Below are 17,987 nucleotides of genomic sequence, written 5' to 3'. Positions count from 1 at the left end.
GGCGGAACCCCCCTTATATCTTCCTTAGCCACGTTGCCCCTGGCCGGAGGGCCCGCGTAGCGTCCGCACGGTCAGCGACAAGGCCCTGACCAGGACCGGAAGCAACGGAGGCGCAGCGTGCAGGGGTGGAGCGAGCAGACCGACCGGGAGGATGGCGCCGACTGGGCCAGCCGGCCCGACGGTCCTGCCTACCCGGCCGTCCGCGCCGGATATCCGGACGACCGGCCCCGCCAGCCCGGCCCGGACGACCTCCGGCACCGGCCCGAGCCCGCCCGCCACCACCCGGAGCCCGACTGGCAGGACGCCCCGGAAGACCCCCGCCGGTACGCGGAGGCGGACTGGCCGATGGAGGACCGGCAGCAGACCGAGCCGGAGCAGTACGGGCGACAGAGGGAACCGGAGCAGTACGGGCGACAGAGGGAACCGGAGCAGTACGGGCGACAGAGGGAACCGGACTGGCCGGAGGCACCGGGCGACGGCCGGTACCCGGTCGACGCCCGCTGGGCTGACGAGCCGGACGGCGGCGCGCATTCCGACGCCGGCTGGACAGGCGAGCCGAACGGCGACCCGCACCCCACTGACGCCGATTGGGCGGACGGGCCGGACGGCGGCCCGCAGCGCGGCGAGGCTGGCTGGGCGGACGAGGTCACCGAGCGGTGGCGGCGGGCCGGGCTCGACCGGGCGGACGAGCCGGCCGGGCGACGCCAGGAGGCCGCGGCGCGCTGGGCGGACGAGCCGGCAGATCTCGGGGCGTTCGAGATGGGCCGGGACGACGACGGCGGCCCGGTCCGCCGGGTCCGCCCCGACGCCCGGGACGAGGACGACTCACGACCCGACCGGAGCAGTTCCGGGCGGCACCGACGGCGGACGCCGCTACGCGGCCCGGTCGGCCTGGGCGTCGCGGTGACCGCGCTGCTCGGCCTCCTCGGTGTCGGCGCGGCCCTGCTCCCGCCGAGCCTCGCCGACGCGCCGGCCGGCAACCGGGGCAACCAGCCGGCGGTCGAGGCGGCCGGCCCCGAGGAGTCCACCGACCCGGCGGCGGAGCCGACCGAGGTGGCCGAACAGACCGTCGCCCCGACCCCGACCGCCACCCGCGCGGCCCCGAAGCCCCGGGTCACCACCACCGCACCCAAGCCGGCCCGGAAGACCAGCAGCCCACCCGTTCGGCGTACGCCGGCCGGATCGGGGTCGGGGTCGGGCGCGGCGGGCAGCAGCCAGGAGGCGCAGGTACTCACGATCGTCAACCGCGAGCGCGCCGCAGAGGGCTGCGCGGCCGTCGTGATGAACAGCGACCTGACCGAGGCGGCCCGGCTGCACAGCCAGGACCAGGGCGAGCACACCAACATGTCGCACACCGGCAGCGACGGCAGCGACTTCGTGGAGCGTGCCCGACGGGCCGGCTACGACAGCCCGATCGGCGAGAACGTCGCGATGGGCTACGAGAACGCCGCCGCCGTGATGGACGGCTGGATGAAGAGCTCCGGGCACCGGGCCAACATCCTCAACTGCGACGCCAAGGCGATGGGGGTCGGCGTGGCCACCGGGGCCGACGGCCGGCTCTACTGGACGCAGGTGTTCGGCGCCGTCGCCTGACCAACGGATGTCCGGGCTCGACCTGGGATTGAAGCGCTTTCCCGATCCGCCGTGCCCGAGCCATCGGCTGGTTCGTTGGCCGGTACGAGGGGGTGCGCGCCGTGCTGAGCGCTGCTGGCTGAGGTGCCCGGGGTACGCCGGGCCGCCGGCCTGCTCCTCGCGGTCGCGCTGCTGCTGCCGGGCCAGGGCTGCCGCCTCCTGCCGGACCGGTCCGCCCCGGTGCCGCCGTGGCCGGGTGGATCGATGCCGAGTTGGCAGTGGCAGGTCACGGGTCAACTCGACCCCACCGTCGACGCCCAGGTGTACGTGCTCGACGGGTTCCGGACGTCGCTGGAGACCGCCCGACGACTGCGGGCGGACGGACGGCGGCTGGTCTGCCACGTCGAGGTCGGGATCCACCAGAACTCCCGTCCCGACGCGACCCGGTTCCCCGCCGCCGTACGCGGTGCGCCGGCCCGGGTGCCCGGACAGTCGGCGGGACCTGCTTCCGGCCGGTGGCTGGACATCCGGCAGTGGTCGATCCTCGAACCCGTGCTCGCCGACCGGTTCCGGCTCTGCCGGGGCAAGGGCTTCGTCGCCGTACTGCCGGTCGGGATGGACGGTTACGCGCACCGGTCCGGGTTCCCGTTGACCTTCGACGACCAGCTCACCTTCAACCGGCGGGTCGCCGACCTGGTCCGGCAGGCGCGACTCTCGCCCGGGCTCAGCAACGACATCGACCAGGTACTGGCACTGGAGCCGTACTTCGACTTCGCGGTGAACGAGGAGTGTGTGCGGCGTACGGAGTGTGCCCGGCTGGTGCCGTTCACCCAGGCCGGCAAGCCGGTGTTCCACGTCGAGTACCAGGGGTCGACGGCGGAGTTCTGCGCCACCACGGTCGGCTACGGACTCACCTCGATCCGCAAGGACCGCGACCTCGGCGTACGCCGGGACACCTGCCCGGCGTGAGAACTCAGCGGGCCGGTCGCACCACCGTCCGGGGGCGGGGCTGGCAGCGGGGACAACTGAACGACGACCGGTTCATGAACGCCTCGCGGCGGATCGGCGTACCGCAGTTGCGGCACGGCAGCCCCTCGCGGCCGTACACGTTCAACTCGCGGTCGAAGTAGCCGCTCTCCCCGTTGACGTTGACGTAGAGCGCGTCGAAGCTGGTCCCGCCCTGCTCGATCGCCTCACCGAGTACGTCCCGGACGTGGCCGAGCAGCCGGATAACCGCCGGCCCGGTGAGCGCCTCGGTCGGCCGGCCGCCGTGCAGCCGGGCCCGCCACAGCGCCTCGTCGGCGTAGATGTTGCCGACCCCGGAGATCAGGGTCTGGTCGAGCAGCGCCCGCTTCACCTCGGTCCTCCGCCGTCGCACGGCGGCCACGAAGTCGCGGTCGGAGAACTCCGGGTCCATCGGGTCCCGGGCGATGTGCGCGATCTCGGCCGGCAGGGTCGCGCCACCCTCCGAGACCGCCAGCCCGCCGAAGGTGCGCTGGTCGACGAAGCGGAGGTCGGTACCGCCGTCGTCGAAGGTGAACCGGATCCGCAGGTGGATCTCGTCGGCCGCCTCGGTGGGCCGGACCAGGAGCTGCCCGGACATCCCAAGGTGTCCGACGACCGCGTCACCGCTGTCCAACGGCAGCCAGAGGTACTTCCCCCGGCGTCGGGCGGCCAGGATCGTCCGGCCGACGAGTACGGCGGCGAAGTGCTCGGCACCGGGCAGGTGGCGGCGGACGGCGCGCGGATGGCGTACGTCGACGGCTGCGATCCGCCGACCCGTCACCCAGCGGGACAGCCCTTCCCGGACCGTCTCCACCTCGGGCAGCTCAGGCATGTACCACCTTCGTTCAGTTCGGGACGGAGTCCGGCTCGACGGCCGGACCGGCAGCGTCGGGCGCCGCATCGGCGGACCGCTCGACGCCGGACGGCCCGACGGCAGACTCGACGCCAGACGGCCCGACGGCAGACTCGACAGCGGACGGTCCGACGGCGGGCTCGACGCCGGACGGCTCGACGGCGGGCTCGTCCGGCTGCTCGGAGAGGGTCCGCCAGGCCGCCTCGGCGGCCCGCTGCTCGGCCTCCTTCTTGCTGCGGCCGTCGGCGCCGCCGTACTTCCGACCGGCCACCACCACCCAGGCGGTGAAGGTCTTCGCGTGGTCCGGACCGGCCTCGTCGATCCGGTACTCCGGTACGCCCAGCCCGAGCGCGGCGGTCAACTCCTGGAGGCTGGTCTTCCAGTCCAGCGCCGCCCCCCGCCCGGCCGACTCCGCCATCAGCGGATCGAAGAGCCGGTGGATGACGATGGCGGCGGTGTCCAGCCCGTACTGGAGATAGATCGCGCCGAGCAGCGCCTCCAGGGTGTCGGCGAGGATGCTCGCCTTGTCCCGGCCACCGGTGCTCTCCTCGCCCTTGCCCAGCAGGAGGTACGGCCCGAGCCCGGCCGGGCCGAGCCGCCGGGCGACGTCGGCCAGCGCCCGCATGTTGACGACGCTGGCCCGCAGCTTCGCCAACTGTCCCTCGGGCAGGTCCGGATGGTTGTGGAACAGCGCCGTGGTGATCACCACGCCCAGCACCGAGTCGCCGAGGAACTCCAGCCGCTCGTTGGTCGGCAGGCCGCCGTTCTCGTACGCGAACGACCGGTGCGTGAGGGCGCGCTCCAGCAGTTCCGGATCCAGGGCGATCCCGAACGCCGCCTCCAGGTGCGTGATCGGTGGCCGCCGCCGCTTGTCCTTGGTCATGCCGTCTCCTCGCTTCGCCCACCGCCGCCACGACCCGGGCGGCTGGGCTGGCTGGTCCGCTCGTCGGGTTCGCCCACGCCGTCCGCCCCGCCGCGCCGGTCGGCGTTCCGGGGCCGGCCCCCGAGCCGGCTGTTCTCTTCGCTCATGCCGTCACCCCGGTATCGGCGACCCGACCCGGTCCGGCGCCGCTGCCCCGGCCCTCCTCGGCGCCGCCAACCGGACCCGCCGCACCGCCGCCGTCCTGACCCGGCTCGGCGCCGGCAACCCGACCCGCGCCAGTGCCGGTGACCGGGCCACCACCGGTGCCGGTGACCGGGCCCGTCACCGTGGACTCGGCGAGCAGCGCCGCCACCGCCGGGATGGTTCGGCGACGGTGCAGGTGGGCGGCGAGCGCGATGCCCGAGGCGACGTCGTCGTCCCGGGCCGCACCGTGGCAGACCACCACGGCACCGGCCACCCCGAGCAGGGTGGCCGCCCGGGGAGCGCCGCCACCGGCCGGTGGGCCGCCGGCCATCGCGTACGCGCCCTCGATCCCCTTGAGCAGGACGTTGCCGGTGAACCCGTCGGTGACGACGACGTCCGCACGGTTGCCGAACGCCACGTCGTACCCCTCGACCAGCCCGACGTAGCGGGCGCCTGCCGGCAGTGCCTGTTCGGCCAGGGCCGGATCGGCGGCTCGGCGGATCCGGTCGCCCTTGCCCGGTTCGGTACCGATCGAGAGCAGCCCGACCCGGGGCGCCGTCACCCCGTGGGTGACCGCGGCGTAGGCGGCACCGAGTACGGCGTGCCGGGCCAGGGTGGCCGCTCGGGCTTCCAGGGAGCCGCCGACGTCGAGCAACACCACCGGCCCGTCCACGGCGGGCAGGGTCGCGACGAGCGCCGGTCGGCGTACGCCGGGCCAGCGGCCGAAGCCGAGTACGGCGGCGGTCACGGTCCCGCCGGTGGCGCCGGCCGAGACGACCGCGTCGGCGGCCCCCTCGACGACGGCGGCCACCGCGGCCTTGATGGTGTTGTCCGAGCGGACGATCGCGGCGGGATCCCCGTTCATCGCGACCACGTCACGGACCGGCCGGACGGCTACCCGGTCCCGGTCGGCCGGGCGGAGCGCGGCGATGAGCTCGTTGGCCACCTCGACGGGGCCGACGAGCAGAAGACGCAAATCGGGATCAGCGCCGAACGCCCGCAGAGCGCCGTCAACCACGACGGCGGGAGCTTCGTCCCCGCCGAGGAGGTCGACGGCGATCCGCACGGTGCCCGGCTCCACGGGAACGCCGGCCGTCCAAGGTCGGTCGGCGTCGGCGGGAGCCGGTGCACCGGGCAGTCGCCAGGGCGGGTGCGCCGCCCGACCAGAGGTCGGTGGCGTCACTCGATGTCCAGTAGGTCAGACCTCGATGACCTGGCGGCCGTTGTAGGTGCCACAGACGCTGCAGGCCGCGTGCGGCAGCTTCGGCGACTTGCACTGCGGGCAGGCGACGGTCGCGACCGCGGTGGTCTTCCAGTTCGCCCGGCGGGACCGGGTGTTGCTGCGCGACATCTTGCGCTTGGGGACGGCCACGGTTCTTCCTACTCCTCTTGACGGGTCAGTTGCGACAGGCCCGCCCAGCGCGGGTCGACCTGCTGATGGCTGTGCCCAGCCGGCAGCTCGTCCCAATGCACCCCGCACTCGGGGCACAGTCCTGGGCAGTCCTCCCGGCACACCGGGTTGGTCGGCAGCGCGAGCACCACCGCGTCCCGTAGCGCCGGTTCCAGGTCGATCAGGTCGCCCTGCAGCCGGCCCACCTCGTCCTCGTCGGTCGTCTCGTCCGTGGTGCTGTGCTCGTAGGCGTACAGCTCCTGGATCGTGACGGTCAGCGAGTCCGTGATCGGGCGCAGGCAACGACCGCACTCGCCCTCGATCGGACCGGTGACGGTCCCCGAGACGAGTACGCCCTCGGACACCGACTCGAGCCTCAGGTCGAGGCTCAGGTCCGCACCCTCCGGCACGCCGATCAGCTCCACACCGAGGTCCGCCGGTGCCGCAACCGTCCGACTGACCGTACGCAACACTCCAGGTCGGCGCGGCAGTTCCCTCGTGTCGAGGACCAGCGGCGACCTGGGGTTGAGATGGGTCGGCAGATGTTTGGGCATAGTCAGACTCCGGCCTGTGCGAGGCCGACGAAACAGGTTACCTGAGCAGGGGGCTTACCGTCGAACCGGGGCGAGCCCGCCGACCGTCGACCGGGTCGCGGCGCCCGTCCCGGCCGACACTCGGAGCGACCGACCAATCGGACAGTACGGTCAGAACGGCAGAGGGCGCTCGTTCTCCTCCCCCACGAAGGTGCCGATCTCCCGCAGCGCGTGCATCTTGTCCCGACCGCGCTCGATCGAGGCGAGTGCCCGGGTCAGGAACTGCTCGAAGTTGGCCAGGGCCGTGTCGACGTAGTCGTCGACCTCCTCACGTAGCCGCTGGGCCTCGGCCCGGGCCTCCGCGATGATCCGGGCGCCCTCGTGCTCGGCGGAGACGGTGATCTCGTTGACCGAGACCAGCCGGGCGTGCTCGGCCTCGCCCTCGCTGATGATCCGGTCCGCCTCGCGCTTGCCGGCATCCATGATCTTGTCGCGTTCTTCCAGCAGCGCCGCCGCGCGGCGCAGGTCGACGGGCAACTCGACGCGCAGTTCCTCAAGGGCGCCGATCATCTCGGCGCGGTCGACCATGGCGTTGTTGCGGGACATCGGGACGGATCGCGCCGTCTCCACCATGCCGATGATCTCGTCTATGCGATCGAGCGGGTCCACCGGTACCTCACTCCCGTCGTTGCTTCGGTCGACATACATGATGGGGTGTCGGACCGGATTACTGCTCAACCAATGATGCGGTGCCGGCCGTACCCGGTAGGTGATCGACCCGGGACCGGCGCGTCGCCGGGGCCGTGACCAGGGCCGAAGCGCCACGTCTCGGCGCTGCGCGGCCGTCGGCGGACGCTCGGCCGGGTGTCGGTATCAGTATCGGCACCGGTGCCGACGGACGCGCTTCCCGCACCCCGACGTGCTGGACCTGACCCGGACGACCGGCGGCGCCTGGACCAGACGCGTCGAGACGCCGGCCGGGGACCCCGGTCGGTCAGGAGCCCGGCCGGACCAGCCGTTCCCGCAGCCGCTCCCGGACCACGTCCGGCACGTGCGGGGAGACGTCGCCGCCCCACTTCGCCACGTCCTTGACCAGACTCGAGGAGAGGAACGAGTACAGCGGGCTGGTGGGCATGAACAGGGTCTCGACGCCGGCCAGCCCGATGTTCATCTGGGCCATCTGCAACTCGTAGTCGAAGTCGCTGACCGCGCGCAGGCCCCGGACCACGACGCCGGCCTGCTGGGTACGGCAGAAGTCGACAAGCAGCCCCTGGAAGGACTGCACCCGGACGTTGCCGTAGGAGCCGGTCACCTCGCGGAGCATGTCGATCCGCTCGTCGACGGTGAACAGCCCGCGCTTGGACTCGTTGATCAGCACGCCGACGATCACCTCGTCGAACAGCCGGCTCGCCCGGCCGATGATGTCGAGGTGACCGTTGGTGACCGGATCGAAGGAGCCGGGACAGACCGCACGTCTCACGATCGGCGACCGTACCAAAGAGTGGTCTCGCCGTAACGGCGGCTGCGCTGGGCAGTGATCCCTTGCACCCACTCGACCGGCCCGGTCCGGCTGGACCGCTCGATCACCAGCAGGGCGTCCGGGGCCAGCCAGCCCTGGTCGCGCAGCGCGGCCTGGACCGCCGCAAGATCCGATTCGGGTACGGCGTACGGCGGGTCGGCGAAGACGACGTCGTAGGGACCGTCCTCGGGCGGGGTACCGAGCACCTGGCCGACCTTTCCGGTGACCAGTCGGGCGGTGCCGGCAACCGGGCTGGCCGGAGTCGACCGGAGCGCGGCGAGGTTCTCCCGGATGGTCCGGGCGGCCCGGGCGTCGGACTCGACCAGCAGCACGTGCTCGGCACCCCTGGACAGCGCCTCCAGGCCGACGGCACCGGAGCCGGCGTACAGGTCGACGAAGCGGGCGCCGTCCAGGTCGGTAGTTGCCTCGATCGCACTGAACAGCGCCTCCCGGACCCGGTCACTGGTCGGCCGGGTACCCGCACCGGGCGGCGCGGAGATCCGGCGCCCGCCGAGTACGCCCGCCACGATCCGGGTCATCCCGACGTCTCCCGCGACGCCGTCACCAGCAACGCGGTCACCCGCCCACCCGTCTCCTGCATGACAGCGACGCTACGCGACCCACCGGTCGGGTCGGTTCAGCCGGCCTCGGTCAGCACGGTCGCGTCGACGGGACGGGGCAGAACGTCCTTCGGATACACACCAACAGACAAAAGGGCACACCGCGCACACCGAGGGAAATACCTTCACTACCACGCGTCTATCAATCATCTCGAATTGACAACATCATCGTTAGAGGACTCTGAAAGGTGTTCCTGTACCACGCCAATCGCTAAGGTCGTGCGCTGTGCCGGCTGCCGCTTGCCGGCCTACGACTTCGGAAGGGCGCTACTCGCAGGTTGCGCGCCACCCCATGGCGCCCCCGCTCACCCCTCACCCGTGTCGTACCAAGACGCTCTCATCTTCCAGGAGTACGCGTGATCCGTCCTAAGCTGTCGCTCCGGCGATCGGCTGCCGTCATCGGGGCTGCTTTCCTCGGCCTCGGCGCGGCAGTCGCGATTGCGGCGCCGGCCAGCGCCCACCACCCCGAGATCTACGGCAGTTTCTGCAAGGTCCAGGGGAGCAACAACTACGAGTTCAAGTGGACGGTCGGCAACAGCGAGAACATCAAGGCCGAGGTTATCCGGGTCGAGCCCGGTGCGGTCGGTGACATCAAGGTCGGCGCCGAGATGAACCCGAGGGGTGGCGCCCCGCTCACCGGCACCGAGACCCGGACGGCGGCGTCGAAGGGCCAGCTCGACAAGAACCTGCTCGTCGAGGCCAAGTGGAAGAAGCCCGATCGGGTCGTCAAGGAGTTCCGCAAGGTCGAGGCCAAGGACAAGGGCAAGTGCACCACCCCGCCCACCACGCCGCCGACCACCCCGCCGACGACTCCCCCGGCGACCCCGCCGGTCACCCCGGAGCCGACGCCGTCCGCGACGCCGACCCCGGAGCCGACCCCGACGGTCACCGCCACCCCGGAGCCGACCCCGTCGGTCACCCCGGAGCCGGTCGAGCCGGTGGGCACCTTCGAGTCGACCTGTGACGAGCTGATCATCACGCTCGAGAACACCACCGACGAGGAGATCAGCGTCGTCCTCACCCCGAACGAGGGCGAGGCCAAGACCCTGACCGTGGCGCCCGGCGAGACCGGCAGCGTCAAGTTCCCGGCCGAGGAGGGCCTGACCGTCACCCCCAGTGGTGAGGGCCTCGAGGGCGACCCGATCGTCTACGAGAAGCCGGCGGACTGCGGTGGCGGCGGCGGTGGCGAACTGCCGCTGACCGGTGCCGCTGCCGGTGGCATCGCGGGTGGCGCGGTGCTGCTGCTCGCCGCCGGTGTGGTGCTCTACATCGTGGCCCGCCGCCGTCGGGTGACCTTCACCGCCTGATCGGTAGCGACCGCACCAACTGATCCAACCGCCTGAGGGCGCGTCGACCGGAAACGGTCGGCGCGCCCTCAGCGTCTTTCCGGGTACGGCCACTTAAAGAGCGGTCAGCGGCGGGGTACCCAGTGCAGGAATTGGCCTGCCAGAAGCGCGGGGTGCACGTCGGGAAGCTCTTGCAGGGCGCGGGCCAGATGGGCGCCGAGATAGACCATGAGGCCCACCCGGTTCCCCTGGAACGAGGTCACGAGCGCCAGGCGGGCTGGTTGACACGGCCAACTGCAGCCGCATGCCCGACAGCGATAGGACGGGTGCGCGGGAGTGTGCACGTGCCAGCGTTCCTCCGGGCCGATCACGGCTACGCCCGGCCGACTCGCTCGGAGTACCCGGCACGGCGCTCCGTGGCCCGGGTCGGTTCGTCCGCCCGGTTGATTTCGCGCCCGCCGCTCTGCGAACCCCACAGCGAATGGCGGGTGTTCCACGTCCTGGGACGGGCGGGTGGGGATGGGACGTCCGGGGTCACCGGAACAGGAGCGCGGACGGCGGCCCGGTACCGCGAACTGGTCAGTGGCGGGACTCTTGGTTCGTATGGCATCGGAACCAGGTCGATGGAATCCGGGCATCGCCAGCGAAAGCCACAGCGGCAGTATCGCCAGAGGCGACGCCAGCTTCGACGGTGGCCGGCGCGCGGCCTACTGAAAAACGGCATGCTGTCTCCTCTCGATGGGAACCGGGGCGGCGCTCCGGCTCTGCGTGGTCGAGCACCACCGCCGTGAGCCGTCCCGCCCGTCCCTTGTGCACCGCATTGACGGATCCGAGCGGGAGCGGGTACTTGAGATCGTGCCCGCTGTCACGGGATGATTACACCGCGCTTCACTTCGTACTTCTGACCTTCGGCACGTCCGCTTTGGAGGCGGTATGAACCGGGAGTTCCAGCGAGCGATGGTCGAGAGCGGCCAGACCGCCGAATCATTAGCAGGCAGAATCGGCGTGGATCCGAAGACGGCGGCGCGGTGGGTGACGCATGGACGGATACCGCAGACTCGGCATCGATCCAAAGTTGCTGAGCTGGTTGGTCGGGACGTTTTGGACCTTTGGCCGGACGTCTTGAAGAGACGGGAGCCAGTGTGGCTGCGCGGCTGGATCGAGTGGGAGCGTGAGGCGACCGCACTCCGGTGGTATGAACTGGCCTGGGTTCCCGGCCTGCTCCAGACCGAGGCGTATGCGCGGGCGACTCTGGCGGGCGAGTCGCTGACCGCCGACGAGACCGACCGGCTCGTCTCCTCCCGAGTCGGCCGCCAGGCCATCCTCCAGCGCGACCGGCCACCGCTCTTCGTCGCGGTGATGGACGAATCCGTTCTTCGCCGGCACGTCGACGGTGACAAGGCGCTGATGCGTGAGCAGTTGGAGCGGATCATCGCCTGCGCTCAACTACCGGCCGTCCAGGTGCACGTCGTACCGGCCAACGTCGGGATGTACCCCGGGCTCGGCGGGCCGTTCATCCTCGCCGACCTGCCCGACGGCGTACGCGCCGCGCACGTCGACAGCCAGGTCCGTGCGCAGATCGTCGACGGGACGGCCGACATTGCTACGCTTGCCCGACGATGGGAACGCATCCGGGGGAAGGCTCTCTCGGAAGAGCAGTCCCTCGACCTCCTCAGGGAAGTGGCCAGATCATGGATGTGACCGGGGCTCAGTGGCGCAAGAGCACGCGCAGCGGCAACAACGGCGGATCCTGCGTCGAGGTCGCCGACAACCTCCCTGGCGTGGTCCTGGTCCGCGACACCAAGGACCGTGACGGTGGCACGCTCACTTTCGGTCCGGTCGCCTGGCGTGCCTTCGTTGATGAGCTGACTCGGCGCCCGTAGCTCCCGGAGCGTTGGCCGATCAGCCCTTCTCCAGGTACTCGGCGCGTTCCTCGTCGACCAGGGCGGCAACCGAGGCGGCCAGGGCCGGATGCCGGTCCAGTTCCGGGTCCTCCTCGACGAGTGCGATCGCCTCGACCCGGGCGTTGCGGATCAGCTCGGAATCCTTGAGCAGCGACAGCAACCGCAGGTGCGAACGCCGCCCGGACTGGGTCGCCCCGAGTACGTCCCCCTCGCGCCGCTGTTCCAGGTCGAGTTCGGCCAGCCGGAACCCGTCGGTGGTGGAGGCCACCGCGTCCAGTCGTTCCCGGGCCGGCGACTCCTCGACCGCCTCGGTGACCAGCAGGCAGAGCCCGGCCGCCGAGCCCCGGCCGACCCGGCCCCGGAGCTGGTGCAGTTGCGAGACGCCGAACCGGTCGGCGTCGAGCACGATCATCACGGTGGCGTTCGGCACGTCGACCCCGACCTCGATCACCGTGGTCGCCACCAGCACGTCCAGGTCGCCGGCGGCGAAGGTACGCATCACCGAGTCCTTCTCGTCGGCCGGCAGCCGGCCGTGCAGTACGCCGATCCGCAGTCCGTGCAGCGGACCTTCGGCGAGCAGCGGCGCCACCTCGGCCACCGCCAGCGGGGGACGCCGACCGTCCTCGCCGATTGCACCGACCTCCTCGGCGGTCGCCGCCTGGTCGCCGATGCGCGGGCAGACCACGTACGCCTGGTGGCCGGCGGCGACCTCCTCGCGCAACCGGCGCCAGGCCCGGTCCAGGTACGCCGGCTTCTCCGCCGCCGGTACGACGTGCGACGCGATCGGCGACCGGCCGCGCGGCAACTGGGACAGGGTGGAGATCTCCAGGTCGCCGTAGACGGTCATCGCCACGGTGCGCGGGATCGGCGTCGCCGTCATGACCAGCACGTGCGGCGGCTGCTCGGCCTTGGCCCGCAGCGCGTCCCGCTGCTCGACCCCGAACCGGTGCTGCTCGTCCACCACCACCAGTCCAAGGTCGGCGAAATCGACGCCCTCGTACAGCAGCGCGTGCGTGCCGACGACGATGCCGGCCTCCCCGGCGGCGACGGTCTCCAGGGCACGGCGCCGGGCCGCCGCGCCGAGCGAGCCGGTGACCAGGGCCAGCCGGGTACCCTCCGGGTCGCCGTCCAGCTCGCCACGCCGGCCGAGCGGACCGAGCAGGTCGAGCATGCCCCGGTAGTGCTGCGCGGCGAGTACCTCCGTCGGGGCCAGCAGCGCGGCCTGGCCGCCCGCGTCGACCACCTGGAGCATCGCGCGCAGTGCGCAGACCGTCTTGCCGGAGCCGACCTCGCCCTGGAGCAGCCGGTGCATCGGATGCGCGGTACCCAGGTCCGCCGCGACCTCCTCGCCGACGGCACGCTGCCCGGCGGTCAGCTCGTACGGCAGCCGGCCGTCGAACGCGGTCAGCAGGCCGTCCTCGCGGCGCGGCCGGGGCTGCGCCGGCCAGGCCGACGCCCGGTGCTTGCGCTGCACCAGGGTCAGTTGCAGGGCGAACGCCTCGTCCCACTTCAACCGGTGCCGGGCGCGGTACAGCTCCTCCTTGCTCGCCGGCCGGTGGATCTCGCGGAGCGCGGTGGCCAGCCCGACGAGGTTGCGGGTGGCCCGCAGCGTGGCCGGCAGCGGATCCTCCGCCGGGGTGACGGTGTCCAGCACCACCCGGACGCAGCGGGCGATCACCCAGGTCGGCACCGCCGCCGCTGCCGGATAGACCGGGATCAGCGCACCGGCGAACTCCTCGATCTCCTCCCCCGCCTCGCCGCCGCTGCCGGGCTCACCGCCGTCGGAACCGTCGCCGAGCAGGACGTACTCCGGGCCGTTGAGCTGGCGCTTGCCCCGGAACTCGGTGACCTTGCCGGCGAACATCCCCCACCGGCCGGGTTTCAGGTCCCGCTCCCGCCACGCCTGGTTGCCGAAGAAGGTCAGCGTCAGTACCCCGCCGGAGCCGTCCCCGACGGTCACCTCCAGCAGGTTTCCCCGGCGCTGGCGCATCGGCCGGACCGCCGTACGCTGCACCTGGCCGAGCACCGTCACCTGCTCCCCGACCTCCAACGAGCGGATGTCGGTGTGCTCGCCACGCTCGTCGTACCGGCGGGGGAAATGGTAGAGCAGGTCGCCGGCCGTGTGCAGGTCGAGATGGCTGGCGAGCGCCTTCGCAGTCTTCTCGCCGACCAGCTTGCGCAGCGGCGTCTCCAGGTCGGCCAAGGTCTGACCCGCCCCCGCCGAGGTCTGACCCGCCCCCGCCGAGGCACGATCCGTTCCGGCCGAGGTCACACCGTCCGCTGTCATCGGCCCTCCACGTGCGCTGTCATCCGACCACTCCCCCGGGTACCCACCCGGCCGGCTTCCCCGGCAGCGTCATTCGACTCCCACCAGCAACGGGTAGAACGGCTGACCGCCGGAGTAGTGGTGCACCTCGACGAAGGGCCAGCGCCGGGCCAGGTGGGCCCGGACGATCTCCGCCAGGTCGTCCGGCGCGTCGGCACCGAGCAGCAGGGTGACCAGTTCGCCGCCACCGCCGAGCATCCGGTCGAGCAGCGCGGCGCAGGTCTGCACCAGGTCGTTGCCGATCAGGTGCACCTCGCCGTCGACCAGCCCGAGCACGTCGCCCGGCTGGCAGCGGCCGGCCACCGTGAGCGCCTCCCGGGAGGCGTGGCAGACCTCGGCGTACCGGCAGGCGCCGGCCGCCTCGGCCATCGCGATCACGTCGTCCGCGAACCGGCGAGCCGGATCCCGGACCGCGAGCGCGGCCAGCGCCTGCACCGGAGAGCGGGTCGGCACCACACTCACCGAAATCCCGAACGGCTGCGCCTCCTCGGCCGCCACCCGGGCCACCGCCTGGGTGTTCGGGTCGTTCGGCAGCACCACCACCTGGGCCGCGCCGGTCGACCGGACCGCCGTGAGGAGTTCCCCGGCGGACGGGTTGCCGTGCACCACCACCGCACCCTCGGCGGCGAAGATCGCGGCCAGCCCGGGACCGGCGGCGACCACCACCGCCGCCCGCTCCGGCGCCCCGGCCGGCACCGGCGCCGACTCCGGCCGGGCCGCGTCGGCCGCCTGGTCCTCGAACCGGGTGACCGAGATCTGGTACGGCCGGCCGGCCACCACCCCGGCCTCGATCGCCGCACCGACGTCGTTGACGTGTACGTGCACGTTCCAGGTCGACGGGCCGGTGGCGTCGTCGGCCCCGTCCCCGACCACCACCAGCGAGTCGCCCAGCCGGGCGAGTTCGGCCCGGAGTCGGCGTACGGCCGGGGCGTCGGCGTCGAGCAGGAACTGCACCTCGTAGGCGTACTCCGTCGAACCGGTCTCCCGGGCGGCGGCCAGGGGCCGGCGCGGCGGTGCCGGGGCGGACGCCGGCCGAACCGGAGCGGCACCGGTGACCACCTCGACCAGCGCGTCCAGCAGTACGCAGAGACCACGCCCGCCCGCGTCGACGACACCGGCCCGGGCCAGCGCCGGCAACTGCTCCGGGGTACGCGCCAGCGCCTCGTCGGCGGCGGTCGCGGCGGCCCGGATCACCACCGGAAGATCGTCGGTGTCGGCCCGCCCGGCGGCGGTCGCCGCAGCCGCGGCGACACTGAGCACGGTCCCCTCCACCGGCTCGGCCACCGCCGAGTACGCCGCCGTGCTGGCCGCCCGCAGCGCCACCGCAAGGGCCCGGCCCCGGACCACGGGGATGTCGCCGAGGGCGTCGGCCAGGCCGCGCAGGAGCTGCGAGACGATCACGCCCGAGTTGCCCCGGGCGCCCAGCAGCGCACCCCGGGCCAGCAGCCGCAGCACCCGGGCGTGTGCCGGCTGTCCGTCGACGCCCGGATCGTCCCGTTCGAGCCGCAGCGCCTGCTCGGCCGAGCTCATCGTCAGCACCAGGTTGGTGCCGGTGTCACCGTCGGGAACCGGATAGACGTTGAGCTGGTTGATCTCGTCCTGGTGCCGCTTGAGCGCGGCCAACCCGCCGGCACACCACCGGTGCAGGGCCGTGGCGTCGAGGGTCTCCAGCACGGCGAGAAGCCTACTGGCGTACTCTGACGCCGCGCTGGCGCTGCCAGCCGGCACCGGCCGCCGCTGCCGCCCTGCGGATCACCCGATGGCGGGCCGGCGCGGTCCCGCCAGCCGGCTCCGGCCATCGCTGCCACCCTGCGAATCACCCGATGGCGGGCCGGCGGCGTCCCGCCAGCCGTCTCCTGTCACCGCTGGCGCCCGGCGGGCGGTCCTGTGGCGGGCCGGCGCGGTCACCGGTTCGCCGGGACCGGCGGAGCCGATTCGCCCGGCGGCCAGGGCATCGGGTAACCTGACCAGGTTGCCCGGTCAGTACCCTGCCCGGCGACCTGACGACGATCAATTCCCAGGAGTATCCCGTGGCTAGCGTGTGCGACATCTGTGGCAAGGGGCCTGGCTTCGGCCACAACGTGTCCCACTCGCACCGGCGGACCAACCGTCGCTGGAACCCGAACATCCAGTCGGTGCGTACCCCGGCGGGTGGCGGCACGACCCGCAAGCTCAAGGTCTGCACCTCGTGCATCAAGGCCGGCAAGGTCGCCCGCGCCTGAGCCTGGGCACAACCTGACGCGCGACAGCCGCCGGAGCAACCGCTCCGGCGGCTGTCGCTGTGCGCGTCAGACCCCGTCCGGGTACGCCGCGCCGTCCGGGTGGGCCGTATTCGGCTTCCGGATGCCGTACGGGGCTGGTCGGGTCGGGTTGCTCAGAGCGAGCGGCCGAAGGAGAGGACGTCCGGCTGGTCGCGGTAGTAGCCGAAGTCCGGGATGCGCTCGTAGCCGCTGCCCTTGTAGAGCGCGATCGCCTCCGGCTGCCGGTCGCCGCACTCCAGGATCAGCCGGCGACGCCCGTACTCCCGGGCCGAGTCCTCGACCGCCGCCAACACCCGGCGGGCCACGCCGCGCCCCCGCGCCACCGGGGAGACGTACATCCGCTTGAGTTCGGCGATCTCGCCGGTGTCACCGTGGCTGCGCCACCCCGCGCAGCCCACCGGCAGCCCGTCGAGGTACGCCACCAGGAAGGCGCCGGCCGGCGGCGCGAACTCGCTCACCGCCACCGGGGTCTCGTCGCCCACACCGCCGTACCGCTGGGCCAGGTCGGCGAGCGCGGCGACGACCAACTCCCGCGCGTCAGGAAAGTCGTAGGGGACGACGCGGATATCCAGCTCGGTCACGCGGTAAAGGGTACGACCCGTGACCGCACCTTACGGATCTCGGGTGCCGTCCGCGCCGGTCCGGCACACCCGCTCAACGGGCCGGGCCGGGCAGGTCAGGTCAGGTCAGCGGAAGTGGTCCCAGCCGCCCGGTCCCTTGTACGCCCGCCCGTCCACGGTCACCCCGGCACCGTGCACCACGTGGCCGATCAGCCGGAACCCGCCGGGCAGCGGCAGGTCCTCCGGAAACGTCGCCACCAGTGCGTGGTCGTCGCCGCCGCCGAGTACCCAGGCCAGCGGATCCACCCCGAGCGCGTGCGCCGCGTCCCGCATCTGCTCCGGCACCTCGAAGGCGCTGCCGAGCAGGTCGATGGCGACCCGGCTCGCCGTAGCCACGTGTCCGAGGTCGGCGAGGAGCCCGTCCGAGACGTCGATCATCGCGGTGGCGCCGAACCGGGCCGCCGCCGGACCCGCCCCGTACGGCACCTCGGGCCGCCGGTACGCCTCGACCAGTACCTTCGGGGTGCGGAACCCTCGGGACAGCACCGTGTAGCCGGCGGCGGCGTACCCGAGCCGGCCGGCCAGCGCGACGACGTCGCCGGCCCGTGCCCCGCTGCGCACCACCGGGGCCTGGCCGCCCAGGTCACCGAGGGCGGTGACCGCGATGGTGAGGGTGGGACTGGCCGACATGTCCCCGCCGACCACGCTCGCGCCGACCCGGGCCGCCTCGGCGGCCAGCCCGTCGGCAAGCTCCTCGGCCCACTGCGCCTCCAGGTCCGGCGGCATGCAGAGCGCGACGAGCAGCGCGGTCGGCACCGCGCCCATCGCGGCCACGTCGGCCAGGTTCGCCGCCGCCGCCCGATGCCCGATGTCCACCGCGCTCGCCCAGTCCCGACGGAAGTGCCGGCCCTCGACCAGTACGTCCGTGGAGGCGACCACCCGGCCGTCGGGGGCGTGTACCACCGCCGCGTCGTCGCCTGGACCGAGCAGGGTGGCGTGGCCGGTGCCCAGCCGGGCGGTGACCCGGGCGATCAGGCCGAACTCACCGGCCCGCGCGACGCTCACATCGACCTCCGCGCACACTCGTCGCCC

At 72.6% G+C, this 17,987-nt stretch carries 18 protein-coding genes and 1 pseudogene; 6 read left to right on the top strand and 13 right to left on the bottom strand.

Annotated features, from left to right (window positions below; genetic code table 11):
* Positions 1-117: 117 nt before the first annotated feature.
* Both Pen02_RS07180 and Pen02_RS07175 read left to right on the top strand, forming a co-directional pair.
* Positions 118-1,593, top strand: coding sequence for a CAP domain-containing protein (locus Pen02_RS07180; RefSeq protein ID WP_203865123.1), 1,476 nt, complete (start codon positions 118-120; stop codon positions 1,591-1,593).
* 123 nt (positions 1,594-1,716) lie between these two features.
* Positions 1,717-2,541, top strand: a complete 825-nt coding sequence (locus Pen02_RS07175; RefSeq protein WP_239140181.1) for an endo alpha-1,4 polygalactosaminidase — start codon at positions 1,717-1,719, stop codon at positions 2,539-2,541.
* Between the two features lie 4 nt (positions 2,542-2,545).
* Here Pen02_RS07175 and mutM read toward each other — a convergent pair whose 3' ends face one another.
* The 9 genes and pseudogenes from mutM to rsmD all read right to left on the bottom strand — a co-directional run bounded on the left by mutM (position 2,546) and on the right by rsmD (position 8,477).
* Complete coding sequence (gene mutM / locus Pen02_RS07170; RefSeq protein ID WP_203865122.1) at positions 2,546-3,409, bottom strand: bifunctional DNA-formamidopyrimidine glycosylase/DNA-(apurinic or apyrimidinic site) lyase; 864 nt, start codon at positions 3,407-3,409, stop codon at positions 2,546-2,548.
* 13 nt (positions 3,410-3,422) lie between these two features.
* Positions 3,423-4,313 carry a ribonuclease III gene (gene rnc, locus Pen02_RS07165; RefSeq protein WP_239140179.1) on the bottom strand — a complete coding sequence of 297 codons (891 nt, stop codon included), beginning with the start codon at positions 4,311-4,313 and terminating at the stop codon, positions 3,423-3,425.
* On the bottom strand, positions 4,310-4,459 hold the full coding sequence (locus tag Pen02_RS07160; protein ID WP_203865121.1) for a hypothetical protein: 150 nt from the start codon (positions 4,457-4,459) through the stop codon (positions 4,310-4,312). Before Pen02_RS07160 ends, rnc begins: the two co-directional genes overlap by 4 nt.
* Positions 4,460-4,632: 173 nt before the next feature.
* Positions 4,633-5,577 (bottom strand): annotated as a pseudogene (locus Pen02_RS07155) (phosphate acyltransferase PlsX); the annotation flags it as partial.
* Positions 5,578-5,694: 117 nt separating this feature from the next.
* A complete protein-coding gene (gene rpmF / locus Pen02_RS07150) occupies positions 5,695-5,868 on the bottom strand; it encodes a 50S ribosomal protein L32 (RefSeq protein ID WP_192767583.1) in 174 nt (57 codons plus the stop codon).
* Positions 5,869-5,876: 8 nt separating this feature from the next.
* The gene (locus tag Pen02_RS07145; protein WP_203865120.1) at positions 5,877-6,440 is read right to left on the bottom strand and encodes a YceD family protein; all 564 of its coding nucleotides are present in this window, start codon (positions 6,438-6,440) and stop codon (positions 5,877-5,879) included.
* 150 nt (positions 6,441-6,590) lie between these two features.
* Positions 6,591-7,088 carry an ATP synthase subunit B family protein gene (locus tag Pen02_RS07140; protein WP_203865119.1) on the bottom strand — a complete coding sequence of 166 codons (498 nt, stop codon included), beginning with the start codon at positions 7,086-7,088 and terminating at the stop codon, positions 6,591-6,593.
* Positions 7,089-7,413: 325 nt separating this feature from the next.
* Complete coding sequence (coaD, locus tag Pen02_RS07135) at positions 7,414-7,899, bottom strand: pantetheine-phosphate adenylyltransferase (protein WP_203865118.1); 486 nt, start codon at positions 7,897-7,899, stop codon at positions 7,414-7,416.
* Positions 7,896-8,477: a 16S rRNA (guanine(966)-N(2))-methyltransferase RsmD gene (gene rsmD / locus Pen02_RS07130; RefSeq protein WP_203865117.1), complete on the bottom strand. Its 582-nt coding sequence runs from the start codon at positions 8,475-8,477 to the stop codon at positions 7,896-7,898. The genes coaD and rsmD overlap by 4 nt, the downstream gene beginning before the upstream one ends.
* A 437-nt stretch (positions 8,478-8,914) precedes the next feature.
* Here rsmD and Pen02_RS07125 point away from each other — a divergent pair, with 437 nt between their 5' ends.
* The 3 genes from Pen02_RS07125 (at position 8,915) to Pen02_RS07115 (ending at position 11,727) form a co-directional block, all read left to right on the top strand.
* On the top strand, positions 8,915-9,865 hold the full coding sequence (locus Pen02_RS07125) for a cell wall anchor protein (protein WP_203865116.1): 951 nt from the start codon (positions 8,915-8,917) through the stop codon (positions 9,863-9,865).
* Between the two features lie 912 nt (positions 9,866-10,777).
* Entirely contained in the window at positions 10,778-11,545 is a 768-nt protein-coding gene (locus Pen02_RS07120; protein ID WP_203865115.1) for a DUF5753 domain-containing protein, read from the top strand.
* Positions 11,536-11,727, top strand: coding sequence for a DUF397 domain-containing protein (locus tag Pen02_RS07115; RefSeq protein WP_203865114.1), 192 nt, complete (start codon positions 11,536-11,538; stop codon positions 11,725-11,727). The genes Pen02_RS07120 and Pen02_RS07115 overlap by 10 nt, the downstream gene beginning before the upstream one ends.
* 19 nt (positions 11,728-11,746) lie before the next feature.
* Here Pen02_RS07115 and recG read toward each other — a convergent pair whose 3' ends face one another.
* Both recG and Pen02_RS07105 read right to left on the bottom strand, forming a co-directional pair.
* Complete coding sequence (gene recG / locus Pen02_RS07110; RefSeq protein WP_203865113.1) at positions 11,747-14,035, bottom strand: ATP-dependent DNA helicase RecG; 2,289 nt, start codon at positions 14,033-14,035, stop codon at positions 11,747-11,749.
* 69 nt (positions 14,036-14,104) lie between these two features.
* Complete coding sequence (locus Pen02_RS07105; protein WP_203865112.1) at positions 14,105-15,748, bottom strand: DAK2 domain-containing protein; 1,644 nt, start codon at positions 15,746-15,748, stop codon at positions 14,105-14,107.
* 356 nt (positions 15,749-16,104) lie between these two features.
* On the opposite strand from Pen02_RS07105, the gene rpmB reads away from it, so the two are divergent.
* Complete coding sequence (rpmB, locus tag Pen02_RS07100) at positions 16,105-16,296, top strand: 50S ribosomal protein L28 (RefSeq protein ID WP_101370273.1); 192 nt, start codon at positions 16,105-16,107, stop codon at positions 16,294-16,296.
* A 152-nt stretch (positions 16,297-16,448) separates the two neighbouring features.
* On the opposite strand, the gene Pen02_RS07095 is transcribed toward rpmB, so the two are convergent.
* Both Pen02_RS07095 and Pen02_RS07090 read right to left on the bottom strand, forming a co-directional pair.
* The gene (locus tag Pen02_RS07095; protein ID WP_203865111.1) at positions 16,449-16,916 is read right to left on the bottom strand and encodes a GNAT family N-acetyltransferase; all 468 of its coding nucleotides are present in this window, start codon (positions 16,914-16,916) and stop codon (positions 16,449-16,451) included.
* A gap of 105 nt (positions 16,917-17,021) precedes the next feature.
* Entirely contained in the window at positions 17,022-17,960 is a 939-nt protein-coding gene (locus Pen02_RS07090) for a thiamine-phosphate kinase (RefSeq protein WP_203865110.1), read from the bottom strand.
* Between the last annotated feature and the right edge of the window lie 27 nt (positions 17,961-17,987).

The sequence above is a fragment of the Plantactinospora endophytica genome, assembly GCF_016862915.1.
Taxonomy (GTDB): domain Bacteria; phylum Actinomycetota; class Actinomycetes; order Mycobacteriales; family Micromonosporaceae; genus Plantactinospora; species Plantactinospora endophytica.
The sequence above is the reverse complement of the archived record's forward strand: the minus strand, read 5'-3'. Positions and strand labels throughout refer to the sequence as shown.

Excerpts from the sequence above, each read along its gene's own strand:
- mutM (WP_203865122.1), bottom strand. The coding sequence starts at position 3,409 with ATGCCTGAGCTGCCCGAGGTGGAGACGGTCCGGGAAGGGCTGTCCCGC.
- rnc (WP_239140179.1), bottom strand. The coding sequence starts at position 4,313 with ATGACCAAGGACAAGCGGCGGCGGCCACCGATCACGCACCTGGAGGCG.
- Pen02_RS07160 (WP_203865121.1), bottom strand. The coding sequence starts at position 4,459 with ATGAGCGAAGAGAACAGCCGGCTCGGGGGCCGGCCCCGGAACGCCGAC.
- Pen02_RS07145 (WP_203865120.1), bottom strand. The coding sequence starts at position 6,440 with ATGCCCAAACATCTGCCGACCCATCTCAACCCCAGGTCGCCGCTGGTC.
- rsmD (WP_203865117.1), bottom strand. The coding sequence starts at position 8,477 with ATGACCCGGATCGTGGCGGGCGTACTCGGCGGGCGCCGGATCTCCGCG.
- Pen02_RS07120 (WP_203865115.1), top strand. The coding sequence starts at position 10,778 with ATGAACCGGGAGTTCCAGCGAGCGATGGTCGAGAGCGGCCAGACCGCC.
- Pen02_RS07115 (WP_203865114.1), top strand. The coding sequence starts at position 11,536 with ATGGATGTGACCGGGGCTCAGTGGCGCAAGAGCACGCGCAGCGGCAAC.
- recG (WP_203865113.1), bottom strand. The coding sequence starts at position 14,035 with ATGACAGCGGACGGTGTGACCTCGGCCGGAACGGATCGTGCCTCGGCG.